The sequence below is a fragment of the Mesorhizobium sp. 43Arga genome, assembly GCF_053714255.1.
The window spans coordinates 71,063-91,864 of the sequence record NZ_JBSKBO010000013.1; the positions used below are offsets into that span (position 1 = coordinate 71,063).

A 20,802-nucleotide genomic window follows, 5' to 3' on the forward strand; every position below is an offset into this window, starting at 1 on the left:
CCGCCACTTACATTTTCGAAAACTCGCTTGTCTTCAGACACTAAGCGCTAAGCAGTGTCAGGGTTTGTATTCAAAATTATAGTCGATATCTATAAGGTAAAGGCGAATGAAAAATCAAAAGCTTGCGGTATGGATAGGATCGTTGGAAGACGATTTGCGCGGATTTCCCGTGGATGTCCGCCGTGTGATGGGAGGCGTTCCCAGGACATTCCGCCTAGCCGATGGTCCAATCTTCCGCGTCGAACAGCTGCCTCAGGTTGATGCAAGGGATTTTCATGGCGTTGCAAACCCCAGGGATCTTCCGCAAGCTATCGTCGCCGGTTTCATCGGTGATGAGCGTGTGGTGAAGAACTTCCGCCGTGGCGACAACGAAGCTGTCGGCCGCAAACTTCTCTTTGCCAGCAGCGACTAAGCCTTGTACGTGTTTAGCACATGCTGGACACGCTGCTGGATCGCCTGGTCCGGCGCGATGAACATGGCCCCGCGCTCTTTCAGCCAGTCATGCAGCTCCGGCGAGCGTTTCTCGCATTCCGTCTGGACTAATAGGGATGAAACCAGACGTCCCTGGCCAATCAGCTTGTCGAATTCGTCCTACAGCTTCGGAAAGCGCTTCGGCTTGTAGCGTTCGTACCACGCGGCAATCAGGGCCGTTGTGTCGATGCAATAGATCGTCGCCACGCTTGCGCTGCCCTGCCGATCCGAAAGCGGCACGTTCGATGCTCGGAACGGCGGTAACCTGCAGTTGAGGTGGTTCGCGACGTCGCGCAGCGTCAGTTGGTGATCGTGGTACCCCTGAAACACCAGGCGAGTGAAACCGCGGCCAAGTTGGCTGAGCACGACGAGATGGCGCTCAGGGCCGCCGCTGCTCTTTTTCTCGCCCAGAGCGTCATACTCGGCCTGGAAGCTGCGCGGCGGCTCTCATAAAAGGCCTGAGTCGTGCGGCCGAGGGTCAGCAGCCGACGCAGAATGACTTCGCGGCTCACCCCGAAGCGGCCCGCCAAAGCGGAGAGCTCGTCGTCATCCCAAGTTTTCACCTGACCCTTGGTGCGCACCAAAAGCTCGCTCAGCAACCAGTCACTTGGAACCAACGCGGCGCCGGCGAGGGCATTACAAAATTGCTCGACGACAGCGCCGGCCGGCTCGGGTGCAACGAAATCGAGACCGCTGATACCGCTGGCTCTGACGACCAAATGGCAGAACTCATGCAACAAGGTGAAGGTCCGCCCGTTAGTGCGGTCCTTGGAATGAGGACGATCGGCAGTTTGGATTCCGCGATCGCCACGCCGCGCATTTCAGTCAAGGCCAAGCGCGGCACCATAAACACCAGCACGTCCTTGGCCTCGATTGCTGTGCCAGCTGTCAAACGCCTTGGCGCGCCATGTCTGCTGATCGGACTGCTTGATGCCGAGGTAGGTCCGGATCGCCGCACCAACGGTCTCGACGTTGTCACTTACAGTGGCCTGCAGCGTGAACGTCTGCACAGGCTCGCCCACGTCTTTACGAAGCTCAAGCGCCAACTCGCGGCGCTCGCGGGCCTGACGAACGGCCCATTCAAGCCAGACTTGAAGGCATACTCGGGCGTCTCTCGTAGGCTCCGACAATCCTGAATCGGCTGAAATCCCGCCGGAGGCTCATTCAGATAGAAGATAGCGGGTGCACGCTTGTAAAAGTTCGCTGCGGCCAAAAATTGCGGGAACGTCAGCTGATTGTCGCCGACTTCGCAGGCCTCCAGCTTGTCGACAGATATGCCAATGCCCTCGGCCGCCGCCTCAGGGCTGAGGCGGGCCTGGTCACGAGCCCATCGCAGGATGGCCGGATTGATATAGGCGAGGATGCTCTTGTCATCGTCGTTCGTACTCCATCACAGCTGTCAATATGACCGCCGCAACTCTTCTTCCGGTTAACGCTGTTGGCCGGTCGTGGCGTGGCCTCATAGTCATACCCGAAGAAGCGCCGCGAGGCGCGCCATGCGACTCGATAGAAGGTCAGATTCGTGCCGAAAATGTCATGGAAAGGCTTCAATCTGTTACAAAAATCCTTGCACATAATCAAGGTAACGCTAATTACTGCTGTGTTCAATAAGATGCAACAAGACTGTTCGGTTGCGGTCTCCAGAATTCGTTTCTTTCGGCCGCTCCTATCATCTTTCGTGATGCCGGCACGCCGCTACCAACGAAAATCGTCACTGGTCCGGAAAAATTCATGGTAACGCCGCCCATCACGTTTCCTTTCGTGTTTGCGAAAATTTTGGAGGGATCAGGTAGTAGCAGCGCTTCTGGCGCGCGAGGCGTCGCTAGCTTCGCGACCTCATCGGTAGGATCGGTCGTGTTGGCCAGCAATTCGTCCAGAAGATGCTTGGAGGCGGGCGTGGTCGGCACAAGCCCGCCGAAGGCCTTGACCAATGCGCTTATCCGCACACCCTCGTTAGCAATCCAGTCTATTCCGTCGTCTGGTTGCCCAGGTGACCACGGAGAACCGTCCTTGTTGAGGATCGTGTTGCCACGCATTTTTGGGATGGAGGCGTGGTGCAAACCGACGACCTCCCACATTTCCGAATAGCAGGCGGAGCCCGATGATCCTTCCTCGGTGTCGGTCTCGTACCGGAGGAAACCGTCGTCCCGCAGCTCAAGCAGCCGGCAATTCTGCATCGCATAGCGTTTTGGCCCGCCGTCAGGATATTCGATCATCCGGATCGGCATTCCAGGCAGGATCTTTGACCGCGATCCATTGATCGCCAGGAAGTGGACGGAGGAGAGAAGCTCGCCGGTGATCGCCTTCGGCTTCACCGCGACGAGCGCGAAATCGAGATCCTCCGCCGAGAAGAAAAGGGCGTCCGGATCAAACTCGAAAATGATGCCGCGAACGACACCCGATGCCGTCTCATCATGAAGAAAGTTGGCGCCGGTTCCTCGTACCGAGCCGGGATCTGGAAATACGTGCCAGTTGGTCAGAAGAACGTTAGGTGAAACCATGAACCCGGTCGCAAACCCGACCGGATCGACCTTCGGATCGACATTGGCCACGATGCGCGCGACCGGCCGGCCAGCGGCTCGGGCAGCATCGTCTGGCGGCAAGGTGTACCAGTCAAGCGTAGGGCCCATCTTGCGCTCGACGAACACCGGAAGACGGCCTTGTGCCTTCAGTTCGCTCGCCTGATCAAAGCTCGAACGGCGAGCGTCGTAGCGCGCCTGTTCCGATGGCGTCACTTGCGTCGTCGCAGGCGTTGGCGGCTGCGCTTTCCATCGTTTTGCAGCCGCAATCATTACCGCGCGGCGGCGCTCGTCGAACAAATTAGTCGCGGCCATGGTAGATTCCTCCGTCCAAGGAAATAGGGGAAGTCAATATAACTATATTTGACGATAGCAATTGAGAGATTGGACTTAAAACGATTAGCGTTCAAACGATGTATGTTAAACGGATAACAACCTTCACTCGCATGCCTCCCGAATCGCGCTGATGCTCTAGAAATTTCTTTCAGAAACTCCAGACACCTCTTACATCATTATGCAACAAAGAGTAATGTGCGGTCAATGCGAAGAATAGAGTTCTCAACGAAGTTCCTAGGGCGGGATCCCCTTGTTTGGTTGTCTTTGGCGGCAGGCGCTTCGGCGCCGGCCTGCGCATGGGGGACCTGAAAGGTCATTCGATCACGTAGAGATCATAAAGCGGTGACTTCAGCGCCACCGCTTCAGCAGGTGCAGAGCATTGTTGGGGGAGACGTCCATGACAGCGCGTACCGGACCGGACACGAAGTTGCGTGTCGCTCACTTTGCCGCCGCCGCTCGCCGGTTCGTTCCGGTCCTTCTCATCTTGCTTAGCGTTTCGGGCTGCGAAAAAAATCTGTTCCAGGTGCCACCCCATGGCGGCACTGCCGATGTGCCGCCGGCACCCGTGACGGACAGCGTGCTCACGCTGGTGGCACAAATCCCGTATGGGACGCTTGTGCAAGCAGCGCAATCGAAGATACCGCAATCCGTTCCGGTGCAAGGAGATGGTCACATCGGATGCGTCGGTATTCCTCATATTGATCCCGGACGCTTGGCACATCATACCGAGTGCAAATGGATCGGTGTCCGTGTTTGTGTTGAAGTGCCAGACGTTACCGCTCCCAGTATTGGCACTACGAACCAATGTGCCGACTATCATTGGCACGCCGATATCAAAACGGATGGCCCTCTTGTCGTGGCCCAGGCGGGCAATGGCGTACACGTCGAACAGCCGCTGTTTGTCAGCGGTCAGGCCGGCGTCGGCGGCGACCTCGCCAAACTGCTTTCGCTTTCCGGAAAGAACTTCGAGGCTCGGCTGGTCCCCGGCCTCGATCTGCAGCTCGATATGAACGATAAGTGGTGCCCCGTGCTCGCGGGAACCCCAACCGGCAGATGGGTGAGCAGTGCTTCGGTAGAGGTCGTGGGCAAAAACTGCCTCGGCTTTGATTTTGGAAACCTAGGGCACCCCCAAGTCTGCGCAGGGCCGATAAATCTGGGACTGGCTGACGTGTTGAACGGCCAGATCAATGACCACCGTTCCAAGATACAGGATGCCATCGCCAAAGCTCTGCCCTGTGACGCGCTTCGGTCAAAGGTTGAGGCCCAATGGCACGCCATTTCGATCAAGATCGACCGAGCGGACAGCACGCCCATCTATCTCAACATCGTCCCCACAGCGGCGAGCTTTTCGGGCCTGGTCGGTGAAGCGCAAGGCATGAAGATGACCGTGCGTGTCGCGGCAAAGACCAGTCTTGCCGCAGAACCAGTTGCCACGCAGTCCCAGCCTCTGCCGCCATTGGGCAAAACATCAGCCGAACGAAGTCAGGCCGATATCACCCTGCAAGCAACCGCACCCTATGGATTGCTGTTGGCCGAGCTGTCAAAGGACCTTAAGGGTCGCGCTTTCCAGCAGCAGACGCCCGCAGGTGCCATCGATGTCAAGGTCGACGATGTTGATCTCTATCCTAGCGCTGGCTCCGTCGTGGTTGGCTTGAAGGTACAGGCAAAGCTGCCGGGCAAGTTCCTGAATACGACCGGCTGGGTTTACCTCTCAGGGCTACCCCGCGTCGAGAAAACTGGAACAGCGATCTCGATGAATGAATTGCATTTCGCGACCGTCCTGGACAGCGCCTTCTGGAAGGCAGCTCAATCCCTATTTGAAACCCAGATCCTGGCAGATTTAGAGGCTCATTCGAAAGTGGATCTCAACAAACAGATCAACGACGCGTCCGATGAGGTTTTGAAGGCCGTTCATAATACCAACGTTCCGGGATTGAAGATTTCCGCTGACACTCCGTCGATTGAACTTCTCGACATCACTGTCGGGCCGAAAAATCTGATTGCCCGTGCCCGCCTCAAAATGAATTTCGATATGGCGCTATCGGCTGAATTAGTAGGTCAGTAGCCCGTCTGCCGAACGAGCCGTGGCCACCATAACGACCAAGAGGTGCAAATGACGCAATCGCAGCTTAGCAAGGTTTGGTTTGTGGTCAGTGCGCTCCTTCTCTATTACGCCCTGAATTCTTGGGTGGTAGCGCAAGGCGGGGAAGAGATATTCGGTGCAAAGCTGGTCATGAAGGCGAGGGTGCCTGCAGTAATGATCGCAATCCCGATATGTTCAATTTTGCTCGCACTAACCTCACTCGTTGGACGCGTCTATTCCCTACGCGCCGGCTCGAAATGGCATGAGCGAATACCCGTTGTCGGCTTCGACGGGATCGACACGGGCTCGCGTGAAGGCCGCGTCTATCAAGGCGTCATGATTACAGTCTTCTCCCTGCTGCCCGCGATTGCGCTGGTCTATTTCTGGTGTACGTTCCTCTCCGCGACGGTAATGCTGAACGACGGCAAGAAGGACCCAGGCGCCAGCCTTTGGGATTGGTCGCAGCTTCGGACGCTAAACGATCCCGCTCGTATCTGCACTGAATTTCACAAGGAGCTGGCCGACCCGTGTATCGGCAATGCGACCGTGCTGCCGGGCCTTGAGCCAACGATCTTCGGCGCGCTAACCCTCGCGGCCATTGTCGTACTCGCGATGCACTGGCGTGCCGTGGTGACGGGCCAACTGCATGAGCCCCCATCGATCACGACCCACGGCCAGTAAGTTAGGCGGCAGTCTTCCGAGCGGCAGCTAGGGATGGAGCTCAGGCCGGCGATTATCAGCGGACCGCAGCTGTCACTCAGCCGCAGGCGACGAAAGATGCTTGCGGCCCAGCAAATTTGTAAACCGAAGGTCGGGAGTTCAATCCTCTCCGCCGGCACCATCTTTTTCAGTAAGTTACATGGAAATGACTTGGCATTTTCCTCCCATGTAACTTTCCTGTAACCGGCCTTTGCGATCTGACCGGGTAGGTAGGACACTCGCTGTGCCTGGATACTCGGAAGCGGCCGATTGGCCCGGTTGAGTCAAGGACGTATTATCGGGTCGATATGTATTCATAGGCCTTGAAGATTCTACGGACACCGGGATACTCATTCACGCATAGAAACCATGGGTGTTGCCCAAAACTTTGGACGATCTCTTCGCTATAAAATGCGCGTGTAAGGTTCCGGAGCGTTTGGCCGTGTTCGGCCACATTGGTGGAAATCGAATATTTCAAGTTTCCCATCCAGCGCGACGAGATGTTGTAACGCTCCAACAAGGGTGGGCGATACGCGGGCGAACTTTTTGGCGAGCGGTCTCGTCGGAATTGGGCTCGATTGCAGTCGTTGACTACGACACAGTCTCACTTTTTGGCTGCGCCGCGGTCTTAAAAATACCGGACATTTCTCCTCTGCGGCCGTCACACAGGCGTTAGAGGGAGGCACGGGCGTTTGGATCGCACGGAAGCCAGGGCAGGGGCGGTCTGAACGTGATGCTGTAACCGCATCCTGGAAAGACCGGTTTGATCTGATCAGCGAGGAGTATGAGGGGGACCGACGCACGCGTTTGGGCCTGCGGCCACCTCAAGTCGGGGCCATCCACGCGGTAAAGGCCCATCGGAGTGTTTCAACCCAACCTGCAACACTTGTTTTGCCGAGGGAGCTGGCAAGACCGATACCATGGCGGAAGCGTGTCGCCTGGCATCGAGCAGGCTTGCACCGGCAGCCGGTGGAACTAGGGATGTGCTGGCGCGGGTTGATCTGCGGCCAAAGCAGTTCCTACGATCACGGTTCATGTCCCCCTTCAGTTCAGATGCCTGTTGCAGTTTCGGTCGGACGGTATCTTGGGGCCGATGTCGAGGATCGGAGCGCTGTGAGAGCGTCGTTCCAGCTTTATTTCGACGCCCCACCGCGGGTGCGCGTCAGCTTATGGTCAGCTAGGCTGCCTATCCTTGTCGGCAGGAGTGAGCGCCCGAGGTCACGACGACGCAACTTCGCCGCAAGGATAGCCAATCAGATGCATAATCGAATCACACGTCCCTCCGGCCAGGCCACAAGCCGCGTCATGACCCCCAGGAATGACAACATGGGTCAGGAGATGTGGGATCACCTGCGGAGACTGACGCGCCTCACGCCACCGCTCCCCGATCCGAAGGACATGGATAGCACGATCGGATTGACAATGGACGACCACTTCCCGGCATCCGACGTGGATCGGGACGGCGGGACGGATCCGCAAGCCCGTGAGCATTTGTCAGTGCAAGTGCCTGGGGAGCGGGAGCAGGTTTCCCGGCCGGCCGCGCCGACGGAAGCGGCTGCCAGACCGGGCGATCGCGCTCCTGGATTTGCTGCCGCCGACTGGGGAGCGATTGAGGACCCGCCGCACGACGAGCAGGATCCGGGCGACCTCCTCTATCCGTCGGCGGAGCCGGACTGGCTGCAGGAGCAGCATTTGTTCCGCAAGCAAAATGCGCCCGAACCCGTTGCCGAACCAGGCGATAGCGCTCGTTGGGTTCCCACCGAGGGGAGGGCATCGGCCGACGCGCCATTGCAGGGCGAGCCGTCGGTTCCGGGATTGACGCGCCTCACGCCGCCGCTCACCCATCCGATGGGCCTGGATAGCACGATCGGATTGACGGTGGACGACTACTTCCCGGCGTCGGACGTAGACGGCGGGACGGATCCGCAAGCCCGTGAGCATCTGTCAGTGCAAGTGCTTGGGGAGCGGGAGCAGGTTTCCCGGCCGGCCGCGCCGATGGAAGCCGTTGCCGGACTGACGGGAAAGCAACCGGCGGTCCAGCCCGAGACCATGAGGCGCGATGGAGAGCGTGACAAACGCAAGGCCACCGAGCGTGAGGAAGGTGGGAAGACGACTCGACGCCGGCGATCGGATGCCGCGCCGCCGCATCCGCTGGCGCTTGGCGCCATCGATTACCTCGGTGACGAGCATATCACGGCGGATTACAATCTCCTGGGCGAGCAGTTGCAGAGAGACAATCCGTACATGGCCGCCCGGACCCGGTTCGTGCAGCCCGCGGAAACCCATCTGCTGCGCTGGACCACCAGCCAGCACGAAACGGACCAGACTTTGGCCGTACTTGATGAACAGGGGCGCGATACATCCGACTTCCTTTTCCTGCCTGTGAACAATGCCACAGTGGGCGGCGGCGGCACCCATTGGTCACTGATGCTTGTTGACCGGCGCCTTCGGGACGCGCCGGTCGCCTATCATTACGACTCCGCCGGTGGGGCCAACAGCGCCGATGCACAAGAGCTCGCAAAACGACTGCGCGCCCGCCTGGAGACAGTCCGCATGGCCCAGCAGCAGAACGGGTACGATTGCGGCGTCTTTGTGCTCGAGGCCACGCGGGCCTTGGTTGGACAATTGGCGCAAGAAGGGCTGCCAACCCAAAGGCCACGGCACCTCGACAACCTCGTCGGCGATCGGCGGGCACTCCAAGACCGAATCGGGCCGCACCCGACCGCCATGGAGGAGAGTCGCCCGCAGACGGCGTCAAGCTCGAAACCCAAACGCCGCAATCTTAAGAGGTTGGCTGCAATCCCCGAATTGGTGAACGAAGCGGTGAAGACGAGTTTTCAGCTGTCACGCGTGGAGTGCGAAGGCATTGGCAACCGCATCGGTGGAGTGTTTGCACTAAACGCCTTTGTCGACAACGCGGAAGAGTTGGCGCAGCTGGAGTTCGGCGGTCACAAGCTCAGCAAGGATGATATCCTCAAGATGCTGAGCAACCAGGGTGGCGGCGCGCAGGCGGTGAGGGCGTTGCTGAAGAACGCGGAGGCGCTCGCGACACTGGAGCTCAGCGGCCAGAAGCTCAACAAGGACGATATCGTCAAGATCCTGAGGAACCGGGGTGTGCCGCAGGTGCTGAACACGCTGCTGGGAGAACACGGAAAGGACCTGACGGCGCTGGAGCTCAGCGGCCAGAAGCTCAGCAAGAATGAAATCATCAAGATCCTGGGCAATGAAGGTGGCGCACAGACGGTGAAGGCGCTGCTGGATAACTCGCGCGCGTTGGCGGAGCTGGAGTTCGGCGGCCAGAAGCTTAGCAAGGACGATATCCTCAAGGTCGTGATCCGGGCCGGCGCGGCGCAGGCGGTGACAGCACTGCTGGACAACGCGCAGGAGCTGGCGACGCTGGAGTTCAACGGCCAGAAGCTCAGCAAGGACGATGTCCTCAGGATCCTGGGCAACGAAGGTGGCGCGCAGGCGCTGAAGGCCCTGTTGGGACAACGCGGAAAGGCGCTCGCGGACTTGGAGCTCAGCGGCCAGAAGCTCGGCAAGGACGATGTCATCAAGATCCTGGACAATCATGGCGGGGCGCAGGCGCTGAACACGCTGCTGGGAGAACCCGGAAAGGACCTGGCGGCGCTGGAGCTCAGCGGCCAGAAGCTCAGCAAGGACGATGTCCTCAGGATCCTCGGGAACAACGGCGCGAGGAAGGCCGTGAGGGTGCTGCTGGACAACGCGGAGAAGCTGGCGATGCTGGAGCTCAGCGGCCACAAGCTCAGCAAGGACGATGTCATCAGGATCCTAGGCAATGAAGGTGGCGCGCGGGCGCTGCAGGCGCTGCTGGGAGAACCTGCAAAGGCGCTGGCGACCCTGGAGTTTGGTGGCCAGAAGCTCAGCAAGAACGATATCGTCAAGATCCTGAGCCAGCCCGGCGGGGCGGAGACGACGAAGGCGCTGCTGGGGAAGGCCGATAAATTAACGAATACGCTCAAATCGAAAGTTTTGGCAGCCGCGAGTAAACGCCGCGGTGCCCCTGCCGCAATTCGAAATCTTAAATGATGTCATCGCCGGATGAAGATGATCACGTCTGAACACCGGGCGCTCGCCGGCCGTCGACCAGCTTGCCAACACCGATGAGAGCCGGCGATGTCAAATGGCCTGACCTGCTCCCCTGTTTACAGATGAACTGCGAGTTCGAGCACGTTATCTGGCCGCCCCTACGACTCGCCCGGATGCGCGGCGAGCGGGGCTCCCTGTTCGTGCCCAACGATGGAAGGGAACCGTGCGCATTATCGGCATAGACATACACCGCGTAGCCGCCGAGGTCGTGTCGTTGCTTGATGGCGAGATCGTCAAGCTAATCCGGGGACCCCTGCCTCCGAAGACAGTTCACCAAGGTGCACACAGCTGGTGGTGGCGAAGTTTCTGAATTGGTTGCGAGTACGAGCTAGATATTGGATTGGCCCGACAATGCGATGAGAAGCAAGGCATCGCGTCGGCTGCATCCTTGCCCGGTGGATTCGGGCATCAGGTTTCCACGATCTCCTTGGTCCAAACTAGGTGCGGAGCTTTTCGCCGAGTGAGCGTCAGGAGCTTTTCGAAGATCGGCGTCTTTCCCGGACGAACCGAAACTGGTCGTTCGATCGCCGACGTTTCTCGCAGTTCAACTGGCTCGTCGTCAGCGAGCAGGTCGCGCTGGACGACATGAGCCCTGGCGGGAGAGCGCTGCGCACGCGCAAGATGCGTTTCCCAGGCCCTGAAAGCGCGTTCGGCCTCGGTCTCAGGGTCGATGTGCAGGACGATCTTGGCAACTTCCCGCCAGTCGGCGTCTTCGGCGGCCGCGTCGAGCAGGCGGATGTAGGTCAGCAAATGCGCGTCGTCATAACCGGTCAGGACCGGAAAAGTTGGCGCCTCATCGGCGACATCGGGGAGCAACGGTGGAGCAATGCGGCATCTCTTGCGGCCGAGCCGAAACTGCGACGTCCCTATGCCGTCGCGAATCCGATGCGACTATTCGGATTCATCGCTTCGATAGAGGGATTCGTAGTCCCTGCCGCCGTAGAAGATGTTGGTGACTTCGGCAGTATCTCCCACCCGGTAGGCGATGAGCGCCGTTCGTTCGAAGGGGACCGTGCGCAAACCTGGCTCCAGATCGTCGCGCGGGCGGCCGCCGTTGGGAACGTCACCGATCTTTCGGCACCGTGCCATGATCCGTTGCACAAATCCCAATGCCACCACATTGCTCTGGCTGGCCTCGGCGATAATCCGGTAAATGCCCTGTAAGTCGGAAATGGCCTGTGGTCGGTAGGTGACCTTAACGCGGCGCGTGGCGCGCGGTTTTGCTTTCGCTTTCCATGAAGCGCGTCATTTCCGCTTCTGCCTCGTCCGCAGTCAGGCTCGGCCGTGGATCCTCGATCGACGCCTTGATCCGTGCGCGGAGAACCGCATTGATTGCTTCCTCTTCGCGGTCGAGGGCGCGCAACGCCGCCCGCATGACTTCACTGGCGGATTCGTAGGCACCTGAGGCCAGCCGCGCGTCAACGCTTTGCTGCTGCTTGCCGAGGGAGACGGTGATGGGTTTGCTGGTTCGCATGATTGAGCCTCTCGTTCATTCTCCTTGTAACATGCGCTAATTACACTGTCATACACTTTCCTGTCAGTGCTCCCTGGGTGGACGTCCCGGGCCGAATCGCGCTGTCGGTCCCAGGGTGACCTTGCCGCATGGCCAAGGAGCGCGGTTGCTTCCCAGCTGCCTTTGCGGTCGATCTGGGTTCGCAGGAGCTGCTGCATCTTCAGGAAGCGCTCCGGCTTCGCTTTACTGCTTGCCGGCAACACTCATCGCGGCACCAGGCGTGATTTCCACGCTGGATCAGATAGAAAGCTGTATCGGCATGCTTTCCAAGATAGGGCAGCCGACGCGTGAGGATCGGCACCGAACACAACGTTGAGGGAGCCGACGCCTATGAAGGCGATTGTTATCTACGGTGAGATCACCTCCCTTCGCGCGCTTTGCCACCTCCTCCAGAACTGTGCTGCCGTTACCAACGGCGTTGGCAGCATTCGTCTTCCCGGATCGAGGCCACGCTTCGTGTTATGTTGTGCGGCAGCAATGCGCTCAAGCTATTGAAAATTTTAGTTGGCTCTTCATCCCGCTATGACGAACGCTCATGTCATGGCTAGCTCAATCCGGCTTCCCGACGAACGGTTACGCGGCACAGTAACGGCTGTCCTTAGAACCCATCCGCTTGTCGATCTCTGCATTAAAAAAGGCTGCGGGAGATTCCGCGTCGCGCCTCGGTAGCAAGCGGAGCCATGCTGAGCTTGCCAAGCGGCCGATCCGCACTGGGGTCCTTGAGGGCCGTAGTCGGCGCAAAATGCCACGTCAGCGCCCTTGGTCGGCCATTCCGTCAGCTCAAAGTCAGGTAAGACGAATATCAGCGGCCAAATGGCATGTAGCCTGAGGGCCGGCGGCAATGTCGCCTCACATTGGAGTTGAATTGTGAGAAACGTTGACGAGCGGGGAAAGTTGGCCATTTCTAGATCTGACGCCAGCGAGACTCCGAGCGCTGGCGACTCTCGGGCCAAGGCTCCCGAACAGGAAAAATTGTTCGATTCGGCCGTAGATCAGATGCGCTCTGACTCTCAGGCTTCCGGCGCTTCCTCCTCCGCTGGTGCCCCCCGCGCCAGCGGGGGCCCGACGGATCGGATCGCTGGTCCTCGCGGTGGCGCACATCGGCTCCTTGGCGCTGCGCTGCAGGGCGCCCTTGGTGGGAATCGTCGTCGTTTTCGCGCCGTGCCGGGAACTAGCTCATCGCCTTCTGATGAGAATCTCTGGCCCGACGAAGCTGAAAGCTCGCGAACCAGCGCGCACCCGGACGTGGAATCCGAGCCCGGCCGCAGTGGCCGGCCGGGAAGGTGGCGTGATCACGATGGTTCTGCGCAATTCGTCCAAGGCTCCGGCTCGCAGCGACCTTTTGGAGATCATGGTGGCCGACAAAATCGCGATGCGGGCTCACGTTCGGACGGCGTTTCCTGGCGCGCCGGTGGAACAACTGGGGGCGTGGAAAGGGGCGCACTCCCGCCCGAGAGTTTCACCGCTTCCGAGCCCAGTGGAAGTGCAGGATGGCGCGCTGGCGATTTGCCTGCTCCACCTCGGCGTGAAAACCTGAACTGGCCTAATGAGCCTTACCGTGGCTCAGCAAATCAGGAAGCAAGGCCGTCGCGTTCTGATGCCGAACGCTGGCGCGCCACCGATCCAGCGCATGAAGGCATGCAAGCAGGCACGATCCGGCCACATGCGCAAGCCGTGCCCGACTTGCGAGGCGCAGCAGGAAGACCTCATATCGGCGATGCACCCACGTCAACCCAGCGTGACAACTCACAACAGTTGCATAGACCGAACAGCGGTGCAGCAAATCAACCAACCCGCCTGTCGCGTTCTCATGGCGAGCAACGGCACGCCCACCAAGCTGCCGAAAATCCGCGAAGAGACGTACCTCCGGCACGTGGCCAATCGGTCTCCAGTCCAGGTGAGCGATTGGAAAGGGCGCGCGTTGAGAATTCAGCCCCACAGAACCTGCAAGGTGTAGTCCTGGAACGACCTTCAATAGGCTCAGAAAGGCTCAATGCAGCGCTAGCTAATATTTGCCGTGCTCGGGACGTCGCCGTTTTCTCAAGTGCAGTGGGGCGTCACGCCAAGCGGCTGCAGAGGCAGGATCTCTCAGGATTTCTGAATGCGGCAGCCGCCGAGTTTACACTTAGATTTCTCCCACATTTACAGGAAGATATCCTCGCCAGGCGATCATGGCCATACGCTTTGGTTTGCAACGAGCTGAGCCGGCAGGCCGGAGGGCCGGCTGGTGTGGAGGCCTGCGGGCGCTTGGCGGCTGGGGTTTCGGGGCTTGGCGACGCGGTTAGAAACAGACTCGAAGGCAAAGCCCTTTCGCTTTTAGCATCATCGTTCGGTCGGCATCCAAAGGAATGCCGTGATGGCATTATCAGAGTCGCTGAGTTTTGCCGCGACGAAAGCGAAATACTTCATGATCTGAGCGGTCAAAATCTCTCGTTGCTAATGAGCGGGTTGAGCAAATGGCCGAAAGAGCAGGCCTGTGGCGAAGCCGCTGCAGCAATCTCCCACGCGGTGCTGGAGGCCGGACGAATCCATCGTTTTGATGCCCAGGCCTTGGCAATCCTCGTGAATGGCTTCAGCAAGTGGCCAGACCAAAGGACTTGCCAACAAGCGGGAGTCGAAATAGCAGGAATCGTTGACGTCAACAGGCTAGGTGAGTTTGAGCCACAGCACCTCGCGAATCTGGTCAACGGCTTCAGCAAATGGCCCGATCAGCCGGCCTGCCAGCAGGCGATCGTCAACGTCGCTCATGAGCTCGTGCGGCGCTGCCGCGCTAGTAAGCTCTCTCACTTCAGTGAGCAGCACTTGGCGAATCTTGTGAACGGTTTCAGCAAATGGCCGGATCTGGCAGTCCATCGCAATGCTGCAGGTTTGATCGCTGGTGAGCTCTGTAGCCGCGCTGCCCGCCCCCCCTGGCTTGGTGGTTTTACTGGGCAGGGACTGGCAAACGTGATGAACGGCTTCACCAAGTGGCCGGACTCGCGAGCTGCGGTTGCGATCGCCGGGGATATCTGTCGTCGCGGCAAGCGCCCAGACCAGCTCGCCGATTTTATGCCGCAAGACTTGGCAAGCTTGGTCAGCAGTATCAGCAAATGGCCTGGCGAGCCCAACTTAAGGGAAGCCGCAGAGACGATCGCGAGGGAAGTCCTGGGTCATGCTGATGACGCCCCACTCCCTGGTTTTTCGCCACAAGATCTGGCGAATTTGGTGAACGGTTTCAGCAAGCTTCCGCATTCCAACGACTGTCGCCAAGCGTCTATTGCAATAGCACGCAATATTGACGCCACGCGCGTGCTTATTTTTGCTCCGCAGCACCTAGTGAACTTGGTGAACGGGTTCAGCAAGTGGCCGAGAGCGCCGGAGTGTCTCCAAGCGACGGTCGAAATCTGCCGTGGAGTCAAAGACCGCGCGGCCTCTGGCCAGCTCTCGGAGTTCACTCGCGGCGAGCTGGCGAGCTTAGTAAATGGCCTCAGCAAGTGGCCTGACGAAATTGGCTGTCGCCAAGCTGCCCTAGCGGTGGCAACTAACATTCACCTATTCTTCAACTCTGGTCACGATTACCGGGACTTGGCAAACCTGGTGAACGGTTTCAGCAAATGGCCGCTAGAGCTGGATTCAGCCAACGCGATACTTGCGATCGCCCGTGTCGTCCTTGATATCGCTGATCAGCTCCCTGGATTTGACCAGCAGCAGTTGGCGAATCTGGCGAACGGTTTCAGCAAATGGCCGCTGGAAAACGATTGTCAGCACGCTACGCGCTTGATCGCTGCCGAAGTCCGCGCTCGTGCTGATCTGGATGAGCGTCTCGCTGATGTCACTCAACAAGGCCTGGCGAATTTGGCGAACTCGTTCAGCAAATGGCCGCAGGAAGATTTCGGCAACGCCACAGTTGCAGTCGCCCGGGCCTTGTGTAGTCGTGCCGATCAACTCCCTGTCTTTACTCGGCAGGAACTGGCGAATCTGGTGAACGGGTTCAGTAAGGTGCCGGAAGAGGAGAACTGTCTGCAGGGCGCGCGCTTAATCGCCGCCGAACTCTGCCAGAGCGCCGCTGACAAAGGCGGGCTTACCGATTTTGCTCCGCAGGGACTGGCGAGCCTGGCCAACGGCTTCAGCAAGTGGCCGCAGGATGAGGCCGGCAGAAAGGCTACAATCCAAGTCGCTGCCGAACTCTCCCATCGCGCCACCCTCGCCGACGGGCTCTCTCGTTTTAACGGGCAAGAGCTGGCGAACCTGGTGAACGGCTTCAGCAAGTGGCCGACAGGAGACGACACCGGTCGAGCCACGGAAGCGATCGCGCGTGAAGTCCATGAGCGCTCACTCACCAGCTTTGCCTCTCAGGAGTTAGCCAACCTGGTGAACGGTTTCAGTAAACGCCTGGACCAGGAGGCGTCTCGGCAGGCCGTGTTCGACATCGCGCGCACCCTCGGCGCTGGAGCACATCGGTTCGGCGCTCTCACTATGTCTGAACTCAGCATGGTCGCAAATGCTCTTGGCCGATGCATCACCGTGTCGGAGGACGGTGGAGAAATAACACACACCACTCTGCTGAGGGATCGGTTGAGCAAGCTCGCCCACCACCTGCACTATGCCAACGATCGCCTCAAGCAGGCGGACGTTCGAAGCATCGCCAACATTTTCAAAGCCCTTGGCAAGGCTCGGCTGGTTGACGATCTCGGCTTGCTCGCACGGGCGGGGTTGGATCGGATCGAGGAATTGCGTCAGGGGCCAAATTTTGCCGCCGCAAACGACCTGGAAACCATAGGTAATCTCAGTGTTGCCGTGCTGCCGCTGGCGCGCAGCTCGCACAAACAGCTGCGCTGGCACCGAAGGCAGGCGCTCCATTTGCTGAACGACATCCAAGCCGTCGTGAAAGACAAGATTACGGCGCATCTGGCCGCTAGCGACGCGGAGCGGATCCGCGGCCCGCACGCCAGCCGTTGCCCCGCCTTGTCGATGTATCAGGTCCTCAAGGCCCGCGTGGTCCTCGAGACGTTGTACCGACGCCCCTATATCGAGGGCAAGACGCCCGATCTCAAGGCGAGGCAGCAGGAGCTGCAGCACGAGACGAAGGATATCCTGCACCGCACGCGCGATCTGATCGAACGCGACCTGTCCAACATGAGTTGGAATCTGATCGCTGATATCGAGACCGAAAGGCCGCTGGAGGCGCTGGATTCGTTCCTGGCGGCAAATGCGGTAACGGTCGAGGCCAACCGTCCTGCCTCCCAGTTCAACATGCATCAGGTGTTGCAGGAGATGGACCACGAGCCGAGACCCCCCGAGGGGAAGGCGGGACTGATGCGGCTTCCGGTCGTCGACCTGCAGGGGCGGCCCGTCGCGACGGAGCCAGAGACTCGGTATTCGGTGTTCCATCGCATGACGCAGGGGCAGGTCCCGGTGGTCGCGGTGCAACTGCCGTCACGACCGAGTGCCTTCATGCTCGCGCGGACCCTCACCGTCGAGGGGGTGCCCTACCGCATGGACCTGTTCGGCGGCAGCAAGTTGAAGCCGCCCAGATCGACGCTGGCGCAGATCGCCGCGCGCGTGCCCGGCGCGGCCAGCGTGGAGCCGCCCGGGGGAAAGCTTTTGGCTATTCCCTATGCCGAAACCGCGGCCGGAACCGACTTCGAGCGGCTGTCGCGGGCCTGGGCTCCGTTCAAGGAGGCCTACTTCTATACGCAGCGCAGGGGCTTTGCAGCACCACCAGCGATCAAAGGTCTTGGGCCTCATGACGCTGCGCTTGAGGGCACGTTCAGATTGGCACTACTGCCGGACCGCCCGGCCGGCGAGGCGCATCCGTTCAAGCTCAGCGGAGCGCATGGTGGCATCGCGCTGCGCCCGCATGACGGCTGCGGCTTCATCAAGACCTCGCTCGCTATGCGCATGCCGGCGGTTCGGCGCGCCGGCGACCAGGACAAGCCGGAGCGGCTGCCGGCCTTTGGTGAGGGACGCCGAGCATCGCTGCCTGCCTCCGCACTGCAGCACTATCCGCGCAGCGAAGAGGTGGCCGCTGAGGCGCGCAAGATAGCCAGCAGCTGGCTCGCGGGCCGAGACGAACAGGAGCTGAACTCTGAAGACCTCTACCGCACAGTGACTGGTGGACACATCGTTGGCCCCGCAGCGGTGGCAGTGCCCTCTAGTGACGGCCGCCTTCACGTGCCGACGCTCAAAAGCGAGTTCATGACGGGGACGCAAGGCGTGCTGATCGGGCGCTCGCCATATGACAAGCCCAACCTGCGCCCCTTCGCGGCCGCCCAGGTCGGCTCGAGCGCCGATGGTGACCCGACAGCAATCTTCCTCGATCGGTGCGTCGCCATACAGTACAGTTTCAATGTCGCCCAAAAATCCAGCGATGAACTGGCCGCGGACGATCCGATGTTGTTCGCCAAGGGCATTTTGATTGTGGTACCCGACGAGATGTGGCCGGCTGCGTTCGCCGATCGAGGGTTGGTGCTGTCTGCCGAGGACGTCAAATGTCATTCTCACTGGGCGAGGGCCAAGGACCGCGCCAAGGCGGACACCTTGCTCGACTGCGTCGGCATCTTGCAGGCGACCGAGGTGTTTGCCCCGGGTTCGTTGGTTGCAGTCCCGCCGGTTGAGCAAAAAAAGCTCGATGGCGACTTCGACGGGGACGCCGTCATTATTGTCGCCGACCGACCGCAGCTTTATCAGCATGTCAGGCAGTTCGATCAGGCCGAGCACGCGCGCGGCGTGCACTCGCTCAAGCCGCCCAAATCGCACACCCCGGCGATCGAAGGCGAGCATTACCAGTTCAGCCGCGCCAGCCAGATCCTGGCCGCGACGCAAAATGTCCTGGAGACCTATACGGGCCTGCAGAGAGACTTTCTGGCGCAATCTCAAGAGGCAAGGCGCTGGTTTGCCGAGCGGGCTATCTTCGGGATCTACGAGGGCATCCACCACGAGCTCAGGCGCGAGCTTCAAGGGCTGCTAACCCAGGACGAGGTGAGCCGGGAGCAGATCGAGCACAGTCGCGAGAAGGCGGGGCGCGAGATCGAGGTCGCAGATCATCCGGTCGCGCGCGAGGTGGCCGAGCTGCTCATGGCCGATCTCGAGGCGTGGGCGGCGCAACCGCGTGTCCTGCCCGCAACGGCACAAGGCGGCAACGACGCACGGCGGACGGTGAGCGCAGATCTCTGCGAGCTGTTGCCGGACCTGGCCGAGGCCTATCCCGCCACGGCTCAGCCACGAGAGCGCCTCCAGTTGATTGTCGACAATTATCCAGCACGCATTCATCCGCGACCGGATGGTTACGTTGCCGATGACCGCGTGCAGAGCGCAAACAACCTGCTGAGCCTCGGCATCAAGGTCGGAACGGACGCGTATAAATCTGACACCGGCGCCCGCTTGTTTGCGGCCAAGAGCCGTCAGCTTCTGTACTTGCTGCAAAAGGCGCCGGGACTGAGTGCCGTGCCCTACACGAAGGGTATTGCGGCGCGCCTGAAACAGGGCCGCCTTGATGTCGATGCGACACTGGCGGATCTGAAGGACAATCCGACGCTGACGGCATCGATCATGGAGGCTTCCATCAAGCTCGCCGCGCAACAAGGTATTCTATCCGAACAATCGGACCGGTGGGCTGCCAGCGCGGGTCCGGTCACGACGCTGACCGGCGAGCAAGCAATCGAGCGCGCCCGCCTCGAGGCCGAAAACGCCAAGGTCGAAGAGAAGGCAATCACAGCGTCCCTGGGCGAGGTGGCCGAACGCCTGCGCACAATCAACATCGAGGTGAGCTTGCCCCATCACGATCGCCCTTTGAGATCAGAAGCTTCGATGCGAGACCAGCTCACCGGGATGAGCTTGCCGTCCGCTCAGGCGTCGCAGCTGATCAGCAACGCCGTCCGCCATGTCTTCGAAATCCCCGACAGGTACTTCACTGCGGCCTTCAGGAAGGCCGTGCTGCTCTTCGAGGAGCAAGGCCACACCGAGGTCAGCACAATCAACTGGTTCAAAAAGTTCAATCCAACCTTTACTGGCATCACAACCGTCTTCGCCACACCACAGGGTTACCGCTTCGAAGTGGAGTTCCATACCCCCAGCAGCTACAAGGCCAAGGTTGCCAATCATCATATCTACAAGATGCTGCAGCTTGTCCCTCCAGGGGCCTCCGATCAATCGCGGGCCGAGCAACTCCTGCAACGCGCGCGCACGATCTGCAAGGACGTCGCAATTCCCGATGGGGTCACAGACATCCCCCACTGGAACATTGAGACCGGGAGCACTGCTGGCAGCATGGCCTCTGCCGTGCCAGCTGCCCTGCCAAGAATGCCCAAAAGGTCGCCGATGGCCGGACAAATTGTTGCCGCACTGGGTGACAAGTCGGTCGTACTTGTCGGAATGATGGGTGCCGGAAAATCCAGTATTGGCAAGAAGCTCTCTAATTTGCTGGGCCTGAAGTTCTTCGACTCCGACCAAGTGATCAAGGACAAGACAGGCGCAAAGTCCATCAATAAAATCTGGGAAAATCAGGTCAAGGGTTACTTCAGGGAACTTGAGGAGAAGGAAATCCCGCAATTGCTCGCGCAAGGCCCCATGGTGCTCGCAACCGGTGGTGGGTCCTTCATCAACGACAGGACCCGCAACTGCATCGCCCAAAACGCGATCTCCATCTGGATCGATGCCGATCTGGATATGATTATGAGGCACTTGCCGAACGATAAGAGCCGTCCGCTGCTGCAAAACGAAGATCCAAAAGGAACGATACAAAAACTGATGAACCAGCGCCAAGAGATCTATGCGCAGGCCCAGCTCAGAATTTCCCCGACTAAGAGGGAAATCAACAAGAGCGCGGCCGAGTGCCTGAACAAGCTTCACGACAAGCTTTGCGCCGGCCTTGCCGAACCAAGCGGGTCCGGGGCCGAGGAGCGGCATTAGAAAAGGGCGTCAACAAGTGAAATGGACCCAAGTTTTTGAACAACAAGTTTAATTGGAACAGACTGTTCCTAGACTAGTCATTCTGAACCGAATTTCATTACATTGTATGCTTGGCCTCCTCGTAGAAGGCCGAGTAATGGCACACGCGACTGGTCGGCCGACGGCACCATTGATTTTGAGCG

At 59.6% G+C, this 20,802-nt stretch carries 13 protein-coding genes and 1 pseudogene; 5 read left to right on the forward strand and 9 right to left on the reverse strand.

Annotation, left to right across the window (positions count from 1 at the left end; translation table 11 throughout):
* Window positions 1–214 precede the first annotated feature (214 nt).
* The 6 genes from ACWGS8_RS31160 to ACWGS8_RS31185 form a co-directional block, all read right to left on the reverse strand.
* On the reverse strand, window positions 215–334 hold the full coding sequence (locus tag ACWGS8_RS31160; protein ID WP_454584562.1) for a DUF4411 family protein: 120 nt from the start codon (window positions 332–334) through the stop codon (window positions 215–217).
* Window positions 335–408: 74 nt separating this feature from the next.
* Window positions 409–576 (reverse strand): DUF4411 family protein, encoded by a 168-nt coding sequence (locus tag ACWGS8_RS31165; protein ID WP_454584563.1) that lies wholly within the window; start codon window positions 574–576, stop codon window positions 409–411.
* A gap of 194 nt (window positions 577–770) precedes the next feature.
* A complete protein-coding gene (locus ACWGS8_RS31170) occupies window positions 771–1,211 on the reverse strand; it encodes an ImmA/IrrE family metallo-endopeptidase (RefSeq protein WP_454584534.1) in 441 nt (146 codons plus the stop codon).
* 81 nt (window positions 1,212–1,292) lie between these two features.
* Window positions 1,293–1,517, reverse strand: coding sequence for a hypothetical protein (locus ACWGS8_RS31175; RefSeq protein WP_454584535.1), 225 nt, complete (start codon window positions 1,515–1,517; stop codon window positions 1,293–1,295).
* Window positions 1,451–1,834, reverse strand: coding sequence for a helix-turn-helix domain-containing protein (locus ACWGS8_RS31180; RefSeq protein ID WP_454584564.1), 384 nt, complete (start codon window positions 1,832–1,834; stop codon window positions 1,451–1,453). The genes ACWGS8_RS31175 and ACWGS8_RS31180 overlap by 67 nt, the downstream gene beginning before the upstream one ends.
* Window positions 1,835–2,075: 241 nt before the next feature.
* On the reverse strand, window positions 2,076–3,305 hold the full coding sequence (locus ACWGS8_RS31185; protein ID WP_454584536.1) for a trypsin-like serine peptidase: 1,230 nt from the start codon (window positions 3,303–3,305) through the stop codon (window positions 2,076–2,078).
* A gap of 418 nt (window positions 3,306–3,723) precedes the next feature.
* Here ACWGS8_RS31185 and ACWGS8_RS31190 point away from each other — a divergent pair, with 418 nt between their 5' ends.
* The 3 genes from ACWGS8_RS31190 to ACWGS8_RS31200 all read left to right on the forward strand — a co-directional run bounded on the left by ACWGS8_RS31190 (window position 3,724) and on the right by ACWGS8_RS31200 (window position 10,158).
* A complete protein-coding gene (locus ACWGS8_RS31190; RefSeq protein WP_454584537.1) occupies window positions 3,724–5,391 on the forward strand; it encodes a DUF4403 family protein in 1,668 nt (555 codons plus the stop codon).
* Window positions 5,392–5,439: 48 nt separating this feature from the next.
* Complete coding sequence (locus ACWGS8_RS31195; RefSeq protein ID WP_454584538.1) at window positions 5,440–6,090, forward strand: hypothetical protein; 651 nt, start codon at window positions 5,440–5,442, stop codon at window positions 6,088–6,090.
* 1,344 nt (window positions 6,091–7,434) lie between these two features.
* Window positions 7,435–10,158: a Ulp1 family isopeptidase gene (locus ACWGS8_RS31200; protein ID WP_454584539.1), complete on the forward strand. Its 2,724-nt coding sequence runs from the start codon at window positions 7,435–7,437 to the stop codon at window positions 10,156–10,158.
* A gap of 666 nt (window positions 10,159–10,824) precedes the next feature.
* Here ACWGS8_RS31200 and ACWGS8_RS31205 read toward each other — a convergent pair.
* The 3 genes and pseudogenes from ACWGS8_RS31205 to ACWGS8_RS31215 form a co-directional block, all read right to left on the reverse strand.
* A pseudogene (locus tag ACWGS8_RS31205) lies at window positions 10,825–11,046 on the reverse strand (DUF2285 domain-containing protein); the annotation flags it as partial.
* A 63-nt stretch (window positions 11,047–11,109) separates the two neighbouring features.
* Window positions 11,110–11,391 (reverse strand): type II toxin-antitoxin system RelE/ParE family toxin, encoded by a 282-nt coding sequence (locus tag ACWGS8_RS31210; RefSeq protein WP_454584565.1) that lies wholly within the window; start codon window positions 11,389–11,391, stop codon window positions 11,110–11,112.
* Window positions 11,392–11,413: 22 nt separating this feature from the next.
* Window positions 11,414–11,692: a type II toxin-antitoxin system ParD family antitoxin gene (locus ACWGS8_RS31215; protein ID WP_454584540.1), complete on the reverse strand. Its 279-nt coding sequence runs from the start codon at window positions 11,690–11,692 to the stop codon at window positions 11,414–11,416.
* A gap of 1,327 nt (window positions 11,693–13,019) precedes the next feature.
* Here ACWGS8_RS31215 and ACWGS8_RS31220 point away from each other — a divergent pair.
* Both ACWGS8_RS31220 and ACWGS8_RS31225 read left to right on the forward strand, forming a co-directional pair.
* Entirely contained in the window at window positions 13,020–13,268 is a 249-nt protein-coding gene (locus tag ACWGS8_RS31220) for a hypothetical protein (RefSeq protein WP_454584541.1), read from the forward strand.
* A gap of 710 nt (window positions 13,269–13,978) precedes the next feature.
* Complete coding sequence (locus ACWGS8_RS31225) at window positions 13,979–20,620, forward strand: shikimate kinase (protein WP_454584542.1); 6,642 nt, start codon at window positions 13,979–13,981, stop codon at window positions 20,618–20,620.
* The last annotated feature ends 182 nt before the right edge of the window (window positions 20,621–20,802 follow it).

What these genes read in the sequence shown, in the direction of transcription:
- ACWGS8_RS31185 (WP_454584536.1), bottom strand. Translation starts at nt 3,305, where the DNA reads ATGGCCGCGACTAATTTGTTCGACGAGCGCCGCCGCGCGGTAATGATT.
- ACWGS8_RS31190 (WP_454584537.1), top strand. Translation starts at nt 3,724, where the DNA reads ATGACAGCGCGTACCGGACCGGACACGAAGTTGCGTGTCGCTCACTTT.
- ACWGS8_RS31195 (WP_454584538.1), top strand. Translation starts at nt 5,440, where the DNA reads ATGACGCAATCGCAGCTTAGCAAGGTTTGGTTTGTGGTCAGTGCGCTC.
- ACWGS8_RS31200 (WP_454584539.1), top strand. Translation starts at nt 7,435, where the DNA reads ATGGGTCAGGAGATGTGGGATCACCTGCGGAGACTGACGCGCCTCACG.
- ACWGS8_RS31215 (WP_454584540.1), bottom strand. Translation starts at nt 11,692, where the DNA reads ATGCGAACCAGCAAACCCATCACCGTCTCCCTCGGCAAGCAGCAGCAA.